Below are 13,417 nucleotides of genomic sequence, written 5' to 3' on the forward strand. Positions count from 1 at the left end.
TGACTTCACACGGCTCTCCAACGCCACGGCCTCGATATCCACTACGAACGTCACGGAAACCGCAACAGCGTTGAACGTGTCATCGATAACGTATAAACCGCACCTCTTTGTTTCCAAATTATTTCATCTCACCGATCCTCGTTCCGGGTCTCCCGAAGCCACTCGAGCACCTCGCCGGCGTGTTCGTCGGGTGGGAAGATCGGGTAGAAGACGTCGTCGATACGTCCGTCCGTGACCACCATCGTGAGCCGATGCAGGTAGTCGTCGCCTTCGATGTGGAACCGCGGGAGGTCGAGCGCGTCGGCGAGGTCCCAGTCGGCGTCGCTGAGCAGTTCGAACGGGAGATCGAGGCGATCGCGCGCCTCCCGCTGGTAAGCGGTCGACTGCGTGGACAGGCCGTACACCTCTCCAGCGCCCGCGTCCCGAAGCTCGGCGTAGTGGTCGCGGAACCCGCAGGATTCCGGCGTGCAACCCCGGGCTCCGGGGATCTCTTCCCATCCCTCTGGGATGTTGTCGGTGCCCGGCCGTCCAGTGAGCGGATATACGTACACGACCGTCCGCGGCGGACACGCGCGAAGGTCGATCGTCGATCCGTCGGTCGCCGCCAACGGGACGTCCGGAATCGTGGTTCCCTCGAGGTGGTCGACGGCGCCGTCGTCCCCCGGTACCGGCAGGTTGTCCGGCAGCGGAAAGTCCGTGGCCATACCCGCCGATCGGGAGCCTCGTACATACCGTCATCGACTCCGCGGGAGGTGGTCACACGGGGGGCGGTCACTCGGATCTGTCACTCGGAACCGTCACACGCTGCAGCCCGCTCGAGCCGGTCGGTGACGGCCTCTCGCCATCGGTGGGGATTGTACCAGCCGCAACCCGAACATCCGACGTCGTCCTCGTACTCCCGGCCGCCCTCGTAGTAGAACTCGATCCCGAGGAAGGGCGGCCGCTCACCGGTCTCGACGCACCGCTCGCACTTCCGGCTCTTGAGGAGGTTGTGCTTTCCCGAGAGGATCTGGAAGTGTTCGCGGACCGCCGCGTCGCTCATCGACTCGTAGTCGAAGTCCTCGGGCTCGTCCCACCGGATCCGTGGCTTTCGGTGGTCGACCTCCGGCGTGCCGCCCGGCGTCGAGAGATCGAACGCGTCGCGGCCGTCGTAGAGCTCTCGGACCCGCTTTTTGAACGGTTCGGGCATCTCCTGGCGGGTGATCGGCTTCGCGCTCGGGAAGGCGTACTTCATCCGCCGGTGAGTCGTCTCGTCGTCACAGGTCCGGCAGTAGCGGCGGTCGTACTCGCCGCGGCCGTCGGTCGTGCTCACGAACTCGAACCCCTCGTCGCGGAAATCGCGGATGTAGGCAGCGGGCTGTGACCCCGAGAGCTCACACTCCGAACAATGCCACTCGCCGTCGGCGAGCACGTCGAAGGTCCGGCCCTTCTTGGTGGTCATCGAGGAGGGGTTCCAGTCCTCGATGAGGACGAACTCGGCCCCCCGTTCGCCCCAGTCGGTGAGCACCACCCGGCCGTCGTCCGTTCGTTCGAGGAGCTCCTGTTCGATCGCCGTCTCGAGGATCCCGGACAGTTCCTCGCGGCCCAGGCCGGTCTCTGACCGCAACTCCGCCGGCGTTCGGGGCTCCTCCTCGAGGAGTTCCACGACGCGTGTGCGTGCGTCGTCCTGGCGAAGCTCGTGGATCAGCTGGGCAGTGGCGTCGTCCATCGGTTGGGTACGATCCCATAGGCGGACGGCCGATATATATGCTGGCCCCGGGTCGCGTCGTCGGTGCCGCGATGATCGGGTTGGCCTCACGGTCCCGCAGCCGCGTCAGGCAGCGGGGTCCCGCAATCGGGACACGTCTCATCGCTCGTCGTCGCCGGAGCGTCACAGGTCGGACAGAACACGCGGTCACACGGTCGATCGCCCATGTGTCGGGGTTCGATCCCCAGCGCCTTCAGGCTACCTCCGGTTCAGCGGCTTCAGGTACCCCCAGTTCGGTGGCTTCGGGGTGTTCCGGTTCGGATGGTGGGTCTTCAAGGCGCCTTCACTCCGGACGTCGACGGTGCCGGTGGACGCTCCCTAGACGTCGATGAAGTCCGGCTCGGCCCGTTTCTCGTCGCGTTCGGCGACGAGATGGTCGACGAACGTCTCGACGTCGACGTCGTCGGCCTCGTTCTCGAAGCGGTCCCGGACCGAGATCGTGTCCGATTCCTCCTCGTCGCCACCGACGATCACCATATACGGCAGGCGGTCGTCGTGCGCCTGGCGGATCTTGCGGCCGACGGTCCAGTCGCGGTCCTCCACCTCGACCCGGAGTCCGGCGTCGTCGAGCGCGTTCTTCACGCGGTGGGCGTAGCCCAGCGTGTCGTCGGAGACGGGCAGGACGCGGACCTGTTCGGGAGCCAGCCACAGCGGGAAGTTCCCCTTGAAGTGCTCGATCGTCACGCCCATGAACCGCTCGATGCTGCCGAGCAGGGCGCGGTGGATCATCACGGGATGGTGCTCGTCGTTGTCCTCGCCGGTGTAGGTCAACTCGAGCCGCTCGGGGATGTTGAAGTCGACCTGCACGGTGCCGATCGTCCACTCACGGCCGATCGCGTCCCGTGCGTCCAGGCCGATCTTCGGGCCGTAGAAGGCGGCCTCGCCGGCCTCGACGTCGTACTCGAGCCCCTTTGACTCCAGGGCGTTCCGCAGGGCGTCGGTGGCGGTCTCCCAGATGTCGTCGCTCCCGACGGAGTTGTCGCCCTGCGTCTCGATCTTGTAGATGATCTCCAGACCGAACTGGTCGTAGATGTCCTCGATGACGCCGATCGTTCGGCGGATCTCGTCCTCGATCTGGTCCGGGCGGACGAAGGCGTGACCGTCGTCCTGGGTCAGACCGCGGACGCGCAGGAGCCCGGACAGCTCGCCGGACTGCTCGTTGCGGTAGACGGTGCCGAACTCGGAGTAGCGCAGCGGGAGGTCCCGGTAGGAGTGCTGGTCGTCGTCGAAGATGTGCGCGTGGTTCGCGCAGTTCATCGGCTTGAGACCGTACTCGGTGTCGTCCTGCTCCCAGGCGAACATCTCGCCGGCCTCCTTGAACGCGTCGTAGTGGCCGGTGGGCTTCCAGAGCTCGGCCTTGTTCAACTCGGGTGTCCAGACCTCCTCGTAGCCGAGTTCGTCGTTCTTCTCGCGGATGTACTCCTCGAGCTCGCGGCGGATCCGCATCCCGTTCGGGTGGTAGTGGGCACAGCCGGGCGAGTGGTCCGGGATCGAGAAGAGGTCCATCTCGCGGCCGATCTTCCGGTGGTCGCGTTCGGCGGCCTCCTCGCGCATCTCGAGGAACTCCTCGAGGTCGGCTTCGGACCCGAAGGCCGTCCCGTACACGCGGGTGAGGCTCTCGTTGTCCTCCTCGCCGCGCCAGTAGGCCGAGGAGATGTTGAGCAGCGTGACGGCGCCGATCTCGCCGGTCGAGTCGACGTGTGGCCCCTGACAGAGGTCCTGCCAGTCGTCCTGGACGTAGAAGCTGACCGGGTCCTCGCCGGCCGCCTCGGTCTCGAGGATGTCGCGTTTGAACTCGTTGTCCGCGTAGGCGTCGAGCGCCTCCTCGCGGGATCGCTCGACGCGCTCGATGTCGTAATCGGCCTCGAGGATCGCCTCCATCTCCGTCTCGATCTCGGCGAGATCGTCCTCGTCGAGGTCGACGCCGGTGACGTCGTAGTAGAACCCGTCGTCGGTCGGCGGACCGATCGTCAACGTCGCCTCCGGGTGGAGTCGCTGCAGCGCCTGGGCAAACACGTGGGCCGCGGAGTGACGGAGGACCGTGAGGTACGCGTCGGAGTCCTCGGTCACGATCTCGATCTCGGCCCCGTCGTGGACGGCGTCGTGTTTGCTCACGAGTTCACCGTCGATCTTCCCGGCAACGGTGTCGCGACCGAGCCCCGGGCCGATCTCGTAGGCGACGTCCTCGACTGTCGACCCGGCCGGTACGGTAAGGGATGATCCGTCCGGGAGGACGACCGTGACGTCGGCCTGCGCGTCGGTCTCGCTCATACTTCCGCGAAGCCGGAGGATCGGGATAAGTGTTGTTGGATGGCGGGACGGGAACGGACGTGACGACGGGATCGGGTGGACGTGACCGATGGGGCGGGGTGGACGTGACCGATGGGACGGGGTGGACGTGACCGGTGCATCGACGATCAGGGTGGGAATCGATGTCCCGTTCCGTCGACATCGATCGAGCGCTGTCTCAACGCCGTACTCATCAAATATGTATATATTAGATTTAAACTGATATTAATTCACCACATACCATGTTCGAGCTGGGTATCCAGTCCACGGAGTCGATCCGGGTCGGTCCCGCTCGAACGGAGCCCGACCAACACGGGCGAATCGGTCAGTACAGTCGCTACGTACTCACAGGGCGACCACGTGGTGCCACCACGTTTTTCCCTACTCGACGAGTAGATACGGCGTTCCGTGTCCGGATCCGAACCCATACAGTGTCCGATCTGTGGCTGGACGGGCGAACAGTCCGATCTCGAAGGAACGGAGGGCGGGGTCGTCTGCCCGGTATGTGATGAACCGATGGTGATCGAGTAGCCGCACGGAATGCGCTGGTGATGGACTGGGATCCACACCGGGTATAGTAATCGTATAGTTACACCTACTCAGTAGTATTTGGCAGGTGTCACACCTCCGACGTCGAGATATACTCGAAATCCGCCCCGACGTCCTCGAACCGGTCGGCGTCGAACGGGTCCGTCGGGAAGGGGGCCTCGGCGCCGGTCAGCCGGTGGCGGACCGTCGGCCCGACGACCGGCGAGGTCATCACGCCGAGTCCGTTGAAGCCGGTCGCCACGATCAGCGAGTCGGGCGCGCCGACCGGCGAGTCGATGATGGGACGGGTGTCCGGCGAGGCGGTATCGACGCCCGCCCACCCGTTGACGAAGCCCGCCTTCTCGGCACCCGCGAAGAACGTCGGGAGGAACTCCGCAACCTCGAGCATGAACGACTCGTCGGCGTCGGCCGAGGCCGCCCGCGGATCCGCGATCGTGTCGTGTGCGCCGCCGATCAGGAGGTCACCGTTGTGCTCGGGCCGGAAGTAGAGGTGTTCGCTGCCGATCCGGCCGGTCGGGAAGGTGTCGTCGAGCGGCGCGTCGGGTTCGACGACCACGCATTGGGTCCGATACGGGCGGATCGGGACCGAGAGACCGGTGGGAAGGAGGTCGCCGGTTCGCCAGCCGGCCGCGACGACGACCGCGTCCGCGTCGATCGGTCCCGTGGCGGTGTCGACGCCGCGAACGGTCCCGTCCGTGCGGATCCCGGTGACCTCACGATCGAGCTCGAAGGCGGCGCCGCGTTCCTGTGCGGTCTGCCGGAGCGCGTTCGCGTACGTGTAGGGATCGACCCAGCCGGTGTCGCCGTAGCGAACGGCGCCGGCGAAGCCGTCGGCACGGATCCCGGGGAACCGATCCCGGAGTGTGGACGCCTCGAGGAACTCCACGTCGAAATCCGCCGCCGCGAGAGCGTCCGCGGTCGCCCGTCCGTCCGCGACTTCCGCATCGGTGAGGACGTCAAGGCGGTCACGCGGCGTGAACGTGAACTCGTGAGTGCCGTCGAAGTCGCGGAAGAACCGGTTCGCGTGCCGGGCGATCGCGGGCTCGTCGTCGTAGTAGTTCGTCGGTGCCACGAGGCCGGCGGAAACGCCGGTTGCCTCCGCGGCGACGCCCGATCGGTCGATGACGGTGACCTCGTGATCGACGGCGAGATCGGCGGCGGCGTGGCACCCGGCGACGCCCGCTCCGACGATGAGTACGTGCATCGGTCAGTACCCTCCACAGTGACGTGTCATTGCCACACGTATGATGACATCTGATATTAATAGTTGCGTTCCCGGATATCCAATCAGTTTGTATATGACGAAGTATATCCCGTTCTAGATAAACAATTACAAAACTATGTATGTGATTCTTTGTGTGGGAAAATACCACACCACCCGCCGATCCGTGCCACATTCGTGGACGAAACCGTTCCCATCCCTTTCGTTTGTATATGACGAAGGTATGTTACTCCGAGTGAACCGGATCGGACCGTTGGATGTTGATCTCGATCCGGTTTGCGGTCTCCTTGAGCGACGGGAGCAGATCGGTGATGTAGTCGTCGTCGAATCGGGTTTTCGGCCCGCTTGCACAGATAGCCCCCGCCACGCCCCGATCGGGGTGAGCGATGCTCGTCGCGACGGTGCGGGAGCCGAGGAACTCCTCCTCGTCGTTGAGGGCGTACCCCTGTTCGGTGATGCGTTCGAGTTCCTCGCGGAACTCGTCGCGATCGACGATCGTCTTTTCGGTGACCGGTTCGAAGGTGAGCTCCTCAAGGACGTGCTCCCGCTTCTCGTCGGGCATCGCCGCAAGCAGCACCTTCCCCGCGGAGACGGCATGGAGCGGTCGGACCGTCCCGACCGACGTCGCGGGTTCCGGAGCATCGGCGCCGCGTGTCGGATACAGGTAGTACACGCGCCCGCGCTGTTCGACCGCGAGGTAGACGAGGTCACCCGTCCGCCGTGCCAGGTCATCCGCCGGCCCCGTACCGTGACGGTAGACGGGTATCCGTTCCCGGAGTTCGGTGCCCAGGGTGAACCACTCCAAGGTGAGTCGGTACTCCCCGTCCTCCTTGTACACCAACCCGTCGGCCCGGAGCGTGTTCAGATAGGTGTGCATCGTCCCGTCGGAGACGTCGAACTCGGCCGCCAGGTCGGTCACTCTGGCGCCGTTGTGGCGCTTGAGCGATTCGACGATCTCGACGGCGTTCCGCACCGTCCGAAGGTGCCGGCCGTCGTTCGCCTCGCTTGTCATATACCGTCATCTCGGTCCCCCTCCTCATAAATTTTGAGATATACGAACTCTCGCACCGCTCGATCGTGGGAGTCCATCTATGGATACTGCCACTCGTTCACAACTGTTATATAGTATGGTTGCGCTTGTCGTGACGAACCATGACAAGAAAGCAGTCATCGAGTCGCGCAGATCCGACTCCGTCGAACGACAGGCGTGGATTCCTCACCAAACTCGGCGTCGTCGGGGGTCTCGGAACGGGGCTTGCCGGGTGTCTGGGAAACGGCGGCGACGGTGGAAACAGCGGTAACGGGAACGAGGGCGGATCCGGAACCGGCGGTGGCAACGGCGGCACGCAGGGCAGCACGGGTTCCGGCGACCGAACGCTCACGATCCTCGGGTACAACTTCTATTACCCCGACTCGATCGTCGAACCGTTCGAGGAGGAGCACGGCGTCGACGTCGAGGTGATCAGTCTGACGACGAACTCCGAGGCGGTCGGGCTGATGCGAACGCAGTATCAGGGCGAAGTCGACGTGATCGGCGTGACTAACAACTGGGTCGAACCGCTGTGGAACGCCGACCTCGTCCAACCGATCCCGACCGACGACATGAGCCACTTCGGGAACCTGGTCGAACGCGCCCGGACCGCTCCGGGCTGTGTCATCGACGGGACGCAGACCGCGATCCCGTACGCGTACGGAATGACCGGGCCGATGTACCGCACCGACGTCATCGACGAGGAGCCGGACGAGCTCACCTGGGACTACCTGTTCAACCCGGAGACGATCGAGTCGAACGACCTCGACGGCCGGACCGCGATGCGCGATTGGCCGATCGCAGCCTTCGCCGATGCGGGATACTACCTCGGAGACGATCATCCGCATCCGCCGAGCGACCTCGAGGCCTGTCGGGACGCCCTGGAGGCGGCCTTCCCCGCCTATCGAACGCTCTGGTCGACCCAGGACCAGCATCTGAAGCTGATCGCCAACGAGGAGGTCGTCGTCCAGCACGGATGGGACCTCACCGGATTCCTGGCGATGGATCAGGGCCATCCCGTCGAGATGGCGGTTCCGCCCGGCGGAACCGACGGCTACGCGGACGCCCACCAGCTCGCCACGGACGCGCCCAATCCGGACCTCGCGGTCGAGTTCATGGACCACTACTCCTCGCCGGACGCGTCGATCCAACAGATGCGGAACGCGGGGAACCTCCCGATAAATCTCGACGCCCGCGATCGAATGACCGAGACCGAGCGCGACCATCGGTCGGTCGTCCTCGAGAACGAGGACCGGCTCCGGATGCGCCGATACTTCGGCGACGAGGAACTCGAGACTGCCCAGCAGATGTGGCAGGAGCTGAAGGGGTAGCTCGCGTGCTCGGCACCGATATTCGACAGCCCCTATGAAACTCACGCGCACCCTCTCACGCGGCCGGGGACGCACCGCCGTCGATCTGCTGTTGACGGCGCCGGCGATCGCCGTCATGGTCGGTATCGGCCTGTTCTCGCTCGTGTGGGCCATCTACTTCAGCTTCTGGCCGATGCAGGGGAACCTCTGGAGTCCCGGCTTCTCGCTCGAGCACTACCGGGTTCTGTTCGATTCGACGCGGACGATCGTCATCTTCGCCGAGACGCTCGCGAAGGTCCTCACCATCGCGGTCGTCACGACGGCGATGGCGTTCCCCGTGGCGTGGTACGGCGGCCAGACGCTCGACGGGCGGGCGGGGACGCTGTTCATTCTCGTCGCCATCGCCCCGTTCTGGACGAACTACATCGTCCGGACCTGGGCGTGGATGCTGATGTTGGGCGATCGGGGGTTCATCAACGAGGTGTTGACCGGGATCGGCGCGGTCGCGGAGCCGATCAGCCTGCTGTACACCGAGTTCGCGGTGATCGCCACGATGGTGTACATCTATCTCCCGTACTCGCTGTTCGCGATGTACGGGTCGGTGGACGCGATCCCGGGATCCCAGATCGAGGCGGCCTACGACCTCGGGTCGAACCGGTTCGAGGTCCTTCGATACGTGATCCTGCCGCTCGCGATGCCGGGGATCGTCCTGTCGTTCGTCTTCATCTTCGGGCGCGCGATCGGCGCGTACGTGACTCCCGAACTCGTCGGATCCCCCCGGACGTTGTGGTACGGGAACGTCCTCGTCAACCAGTTCAAGGACAGCTTCAACTGGCCGCTCGGGGCGGCATATAGCGTCGTCCTGTTCGGGTTCGTCCTCGTGGTGCTGGCGGGGCTCTCGCGATGGCTCACTCTCCGGAAGGTGATGACCTGATGGCGGGCAAGTCGGCACTCGGAACGCTCGGCGACCGCGTCGACGCCCGGCTGCCGTCCGATCTCGACGCCACGCGCTGGCTCGCCGGGTTCACGATCGTCTTCCTCTATTTCCCGTTGGCGCTCGTGATCGTGATGTCGTTCAACGCAAACGATCTCGGATTCTTCCCGTTGACCGGCTTCACTCTCGAATGGTATCGGCAGTTGGCGGCCGACGCCGAGTTCTGGACCGCGCTGTGGTTATCGGTCCGACTGATGGTCGCCAGCGCGGTCGTCGCGACGCTGTTGGCCCTGCCAGCGGCGTACGGGTTCGCGCGACTGGAGGCTGACGGCGCCGGGGAGTGGATCAAGGGACTCCTCGGATCGATCCTCCTGCCGATGTTCATCCCGGTCATCTTCATCGGGATCGCGTTGCTGTTGTACCTCTCGGCGATCGGGCTCGACTTCGGGTTCCTCTCCGTGCTGCTGGGCCACGTGATCTACGTGTTCCCCTACACGTTCCTGATCATCTACGCCGCCGTCCGCTCGTTCCCGCCGGCGATCACGGAGGCGAGCCGTGACCTCGGCGCGAGCCGGGGCGAGACGTTCGCGCTGGTCGTGCTCCCGCAGATCTTCCCGTCCGTGATCTCCGGGTTCGTCTTCGCGATGCTGCTGTCGCTCAACGAGTTCATCATCACGTTCATGGTGAGCGGTCCGGACACGTTCACGATGCCGCTTTTGATCTTCGATCGCCTCCGTCGCCACCTGACGCCGGAGATGAACGCCATCGGCGCGATGCTGTTGCTGTCCGGAATCCTCGTGGCAGTGTTCGCGGCCCGGTTCGATCCCCGTATCGACTGATCGAACCGGCCGCGACCGCCGCGAGACGTGAACTCGGTCGCCGTGTCCGAATCTGACCGCAACGTCCGAATCCGACCGCGACGTTCGAATCCGACCGCGGTGTCTGATTCCGGATCGACAACGCGCGCCGTGTGGTAACGTGAGTTTTATATCCTGTCGGTCTGTTCTCTCGAACCATGGGCGTTAGCAACACGCACCGAGATAGAGTCGCGAGACGCGTGGCCAATCCCGAATCGACCGCCGGAGGTGACCGATGAGCGACGGCGCCACGATCGCCTTCTTCCCGGAGGCGGCGTATGGCCCGGCGCTCAATTCGGTCGGGATCGCACAGGTGTGCCGCGATCGCGGCCACGAGCCGGTGTTCATCTGTGACCCGAGTATGGAGGGCGTCTTCGAGGACTACGGCTTCGAGGAGCACTACGTGCCGATGTCGGATCCCGACGCCGACGCGGGGTGGGAGGAGTTCATCAACACCCACATCCCGAACTTCGACAAGGATCCGATCGATCAGCTCGACAACTACGTCGAGGAGACCTACGATGCGATCGTGGCCTCCGCGGAGTGGGCCGAGACGGAGCTCCCCGAGGTCCTCGACGAGATCGATCCCGACCTGATCGTCGTCGATAACGTGATCCTGTACCCGTCGACCAAACAGTACGGCGTCCCGTGGGTCCGGATCACCTCGTGTTCGGAAAACGAGATCCCGGATCCGAACATCCCGCCGCACCTGTCCGGCGCCCGCGCGGATGACGTCGAGCACTACCACGAGTTCCAAGGGCGCTACGAGGACGTCATCGAGGACGTCCACGAGCGGTTCAACGACTTCCTCGAGGAGCACGGCGAGGACCCCTACCCGCGGGGCCTGTTCTACGAGACGTCGCCGTACCTGAACCTCCTCAAGTACCCCGAGCGGCTCCGATGGGACCGGTGGAACGAGCTCGACCCGGACCGGTTCCAGTACCTCAACGGCTGTATCCGCGAGGAGAACGAGTCCTACGAGGTCCCCGATCTGGACGCCGCGGACGACGCGCCCCTGCTGTACCTGAGCTTCGGGAGCCTCGGCGCCGGCGACACGGACCTGATGAAGCGGCTGATCGAGTTCCTCGGGACGCAGGAGTACCGCTGTCTCGTCAACGTCGGCGACTACGAGGACGCCTACAACGACTTCGAGGTCCCCGGCAACGTGGCGATCGAGAGCTGGTTCCCCCAACAGACCGTCATCGATCGTGCGGACGTCGTCATCCACCACGGCGGCAACAACACGTTCAACGAGTGTCTCTACTACGGAACGCCGGCGATCGTGATGCCGTACGTCTGGGACGGCCACGACAACGCGACGCGCGTCGACGAGACCGACCACGGGATCAAGCTGCACCGGTCGAACTGGACCGACGACGAGCTCGCCGGAGCGATCGAGACGTGTCTCACCGACGAGACGATCCGGGAGAACGTCGACCGCACCGCCGAGGACATGCAGTCCAGCGACGGCCGGAAGAAGGCGGCAACGCTGCTCGAGGACGTTCTGGAGACCCATGGCTGACGACGGAGTGTCGGCGGCTGACGGCGAGGCGCCCTCGGCGAGCGTTCTCCAGGACCCGGCCGCCCTCGCGGACGCGGACCTCGATGACTGGGGCGTCGTCGACGAGCCGATCGAGGGCGAGTCGCGCACCGCCGGAACGGTCATCCACAAGGGCCCCGACGGTCGCTCCGAGTGCGGCGTGTGGACGTGTACTCCGGGCACGTGGAAGTGTGCGGTCGACCGCGACGAGTTCTGTTACTTCCTCGAGGGCCGTGCGACCTACACCCACGAGGACGGCACCGTGATCGGGATCGAACCCGGGACTACGGTTCTGTTTCCGGCCGGCTGGACGGGGACGTGTCGCGTCGAGGAGACCGTTCGGAAGGTGTACATGATCCGATGACCGGGTTCGACCCCTTCGGACGACAGGTCTTCCGCGGGAACGAGTATCGGGAAAGCCGGTCCGAGGAAACGATGGCGGTGATCGACCCCGCCACCGAGGAACCGGTCGGGGAGATCGCAGTCTGTGACCCGGCGGAAGCCGAGTCGGTGGTCGATGACGCCGTCCGTGCGCAGGCCGAGTGGGGACGGACGGACGCCGCGACCCGGGCAGCCGCGCTCCACGAGGTCGCCGACGCGATCGAGTCGGCGGACGTCGAGGCCGACGCGACGCTGATGACGCGGGAACACGGGAAGCCGTATCCGGAGTCGGAGGGCGAGATCGACAACGTCGCGCACGTCTTCCGGTATTACGCCGAGTTGGCCCGCGACGAGGCGGGATCGATCCCCGGACCCAATCAGCCGGAGTCGTTCCAGTTCCACCGGTATTTCCCCTACGGCGTGACCGTCCACATCGTCCCGTCGAACTTCCCGGTCCTCCTGACCGCCTGGACCGTCGCCGCGTCGCTGGCCGCCGGCAACGCCGTCGTGGTCAAACCGTCCGAGCAAACGCCGCTGTCGACGCTACGGTTCATACGTCACTTCCGGAGCCTCCCCGAGGGACTGGTCTCGTGTGTCACCGGCGACGGCGAGACCGCCCAGGCGCTGATACGCTCCGACGACACCGACGCGATCGCCTTCACCGGCGGCGTCGAGACCGGCCGTGCGGTGAACACCGCGGCCGCCGAGGGACTCAAGCCGAGCGTCATCGAGGCCGGCGGGAACGACCCGATGCTCGTCTCGAAACACGCCCCGATGGCGGTCGCGATCGCCGGATCCGCCACGGCGGCGTTCCACCTCTCGGGACAGGTCTGCACCTCCTCCGAGCGCTTCTTCGTCCACGAAGACGTTCACGACGAGTTCGTCGACGGCCTCGTCGAGATGGCGCGCGATCTCCGGATCGGCAACGGCCTGGAGGACGCCGAGATCGGCCCGCTCGTCAGCGAGCACGCCCGTGACGAGGTCGACCGGCAGGTCCAGGAGGCGGTCGACGCCGGCGCCACGATCGAACACGGCGGTCGCGTCCCGCCGGACCAGGAGGTCGGTTGGTTCTACGAGCCGACCGTGCTGACCGACGTGACGCCGGAGATGGCGGTGATGCGTGAGGAGACCTTCGGCCCCGTGGCGCCGATCTGTTCGGTCTCGTCCTTCGAGGAGGCGATCGAACGCGCCAACGACACCGAATACGGCCTCGGCGCCTCGGTGTTCACGACCGACCTCGAGGAGGCGATGCGCTCCTACGAGGAACTCGAGGCGGGGATGGTCTGGGTCAACAACCCGATGATCGACAACGACGCGATCCCCTTCGGCGGCTGGAAACACTCCGGGATCGGCCGGGAGCTGGGCCGCGAGGGCCTGAACGCCTTCCGGCGGACGAAGATGGGGGTCATCGACTGGAACCCGACCGTCCAGGAGTGGTGGTACCCCTACCCCGACGACTGGTTCTACAGTCACGGCGCCGAGCGCTTTTAAGCGTGAACGCGCGTCGGGGTGACGTCTCCCGAGGCGAGGGTCCGAACGGGGATCGATGCCTCCGGAC

12 protein-coding genes are annotated in these 13,417 nt (G+C 65.3%); 6 read left to right on the top strand and 6 right to left on the bottom strand.

What is annotated here, in order from left to right:
• Positions 1 to 128: 128 nt before the first annotated feature.
• From BLW38_RS04745 to BLW38_RS04770, 6 genes are all read right to left on the bottom strand, one after another.
• A complete protein-coding gene (locus tag BLW38_RS04745; RefSeq protein WP_092814970.1) occupies positions 129 to 704 on the bottom strand; it encodes a peroxiredoxin in 576 nt (191 codons plus the stop codon).
• Positions 705 to 784: 80 nt separating this feature from the next.
• Positions 785 to 1,708 carry a hypothetical protein gene (locus tag BLW38_RS04750; RefSeq protein ID WP_092814974.1) on the bottom strand — a complete coding sequence of 308 codons (924 nt, stop codon included), beginning with the start codon at positions 1,706 to 1,708 and terminating at the stop codon, positions 785 to 787.
• Between the two features lie 86 nt (positions 1,709 to 1,794).
• Positions 1,795 to 1,914 carry a zinc ribbon domain-containing protein gene (locus BLW38_RS04755; protein WP_092814977.1) on the bottom strand — a complete coding sequence of 40 codons (120 nt, stop codon included), beginning with the start codon at positions 1,912 to 1,914 and terminating at the stop codon, positions 1,795 to 1,797.
• Positions 1,915 to 2,065: 151 nt separating this feature from the next.
• Positions 2,066 to 4,018: a threonine--tRNA ligase gene (gene thrS, locus BLW38_RS04760; RefSeq protein WP_092814980.1), complete on the bottom strand. Its 1,953-nt coding sequence runs from the start codon at positions 4,016 to 4,018 to the stop codon at positions 2,066 to 2,068.
• 637 nt (positions 4,019 to 4,655) lie between these two features.
• Entirely contained in the window at positions 4,656 to 5,789 is a 1,134-nt protein-coding gene (locus BLW38_RS04765; protein ID WP_092814983.1) for an NAD(P)/FAD-dependent oxidoreductase, read from the bottom strand.
• Positions 5,790 to 6,033: 244 nt separating this feature from the next.
• Positions 6,034 to 6,819 carry an IclR family transcriptional regulator gene (locus tag BLW38_RS04770; RefSeq protein ID WP_092814986.1) on the bottom strand — a complete coding sequence of 262 codons (786 nt, stop codon included), beginning with the start codon at positions 6,817 to 6,819 and terminating at the stop codon, positions 6,034 to 6,036.
• 140 nt (positions 6,820 to 6,959) lie between these two features.
• On the opposite strand from BLW38_RS04770, the gene BLW38_RS04775 reads away from it, so the two are divergent.
• The 6 genes from BLW38_RS04775 (at position 6,960) to BLW38_RS04800 (ending at position 13,350) form a co-directional block, all read left to right on the top strand.
• Positions 6,960 to 8,168, top strand: a complete 1,209-nt coding sequence (locus BLW38_RS04775) for an ABC transporter substrate-binding protein (protein ID WP_092814989.1) — start codon at positions 6,960 to 6,962, stop codon at positions 8,166 to 8,168.
• A gap of 34 nt (positions 8,169 to 8,202) precedes the next feature.
• The gene (locus BLW38_RS04780) at positions 8,203 to 9,081 is read left to right on the top strand and encodes an ABC transporter permease (protein WP_092814992.1); all 879 of its coding nucleotides are present in this window, start codon (positions 8,203 to 8,205) and stop codon (positions 9,079 to 9,081) included.
• A complete protein-coding gene (locus BLW38_RS04785) occupies positions 9,081 to 9,920 on the top strand; it encodes an ABC transporter permease (protein ID WP_177167424.1) in 840 nt (279 codons plus the stop codon). The genes BLW38_RS04780 and BLW38_RS04785 overlap by 1 nt, the downstream gene beginning before the upstream one ends.
• A 253-nt stretch (positions 9,921 to 10,173) precedes the next feature.
• Positions 10,174 to 11,460 carry a glycosyltransferase gene (locus BLW38_RS04790; RefSeq protein WP_092815001.1) on the top strand — a complete coding sequence of 429 codons (1,287 nt, stop codon included), beginning with the start codon at positions 10,174 to 10,176 and terminating at the stop codon, positions 11,458 to 11,460.
• The gene (locus BLW38_RS04795) at positions 11,453 to 11,842 is read left to right on the top strand and encodes a cupin domain-containing protein (RefSeq protein WP_092815004.1); all 390 of its coding nucleotides are present in this window, start codon (positions 11,453 to 11,455) and stop codon (positions 11,840 to 11,842) included. Before BLW38_RS04790 ends, BLW38_RS04795 begins: the two co-directional genes overlap by 8 nt.
• Complete coding sequence (locus BLW38_RS04800) at positions 11,839 to 13,350, top strand: aldehyde dehydrogenase family protein (protein ID WP_092815007.1); 1,512 nt, start codon at positions 11,839 to 11,841, stop codon at positions 13,348 to 13,350. The genes BLW38_RS04795 and BLW38_RS04800 overlap by 4 nt, the downstream gene beginning before the upstream one ends.
• Positions 13,351 to 13,417 lie beyond the last annotated feature (67 nt).

The sequence above is a fragment of the Halopenitus malekzadehii genome (assembly GCF_900108505.1).
Classification (GTDB): domain Archaea; phylum Halobacteriota; class Halobacteria; order Halobacteriales; family Haloferacaceae; genus Halopenitus; species Halopenitus malekzadehii.

Bases quoted from the DNA above. Each gene is read 5' to 3' on its own strand.
- BLW38_RS04745 (WP_092814970.1), bottom strand. From the start codon at position 704: ATGGCCACGGACTTTCCGCTGCCGGACAACCTGCCGGTACCGGGGGAC.
- BLW38_RS04750 (WP_092814974.1), bottom strand. From the start codon at position 1,708: ATGGACGACGCCACTGCCCAGCTGATCCACGAGCTTCGCCAGGACGAC.
- BLW38_RS04755 (WP_092814977.1), bottom strand. From the start codon at position 1,914: ATGGGCGATCGACCGTGTGACCGCGTGTTCTGTCCGACCTGTGACGCT.
- thrS (WP_092814980.1), bottom strand. From the start codon at position 4,018: ATGAGCGAGACCGACGCGCAGGCCGACGTCACGGTCGTCCTCCCGGAC.
- BLW38_RS04765 (WP_092814983.1), bottom strand. From the start codon at position 5,789: ATGCACGTACTCATCGTCGGAGCGGGCGTCGCCGGGTGCCACGCCGCC.
- BLW38_RS04770 (WP_092814986.1), bottom strand. From the start codon at position 6,819: ATGACAAGCGAGGCGAACGACGGCCGGCACCTTCGGACGGTGCGGAAC.
- BLW38_RS04775 (WP_092814989.1), top strand. From the start codon at position 6,960: ATGACAAGAAAGCAGTCATCGAGTCGCGCAGATCCGACTCCGTCGAAC.
- BLW38_RS04780 (WP_092814992.1), top strand. From the start codon at position 8,203: ATGAAACTCACGCGCACCCTCTCACGCGGCCGGGGACGCACCGCCGTC.
- BLW38_RS04785 (WP_177167424.1), top strand. From the start codon at position 9,081: ATGGCGGGCAAGTCGGCACTCGGAACGCTCGGCGACCGCGTCGACGCC.
- BLW38_RS04790 (WP_092815001.1), top strand. From the start codon at position 10,174: ATGAGCGACGGCGCCACGATCGCCTTCTTCCCGGAGGCGGCGTATGGC.
- BLW38_RS04795 (WP_092815004.1), top strand. From the start codon at position 11,453: ATGGCTGACGACGGAGTGTCGGCGGCTGACGGCGAGGCGCCCTCGGCG.
- BLW38_RS04800 (WP_092815007.1), top strand. From the start codon at position 11,839: ATGACCGGGTTCGACCCCTTCGGACGACAGGTCTTCCGCGGGAACGAG.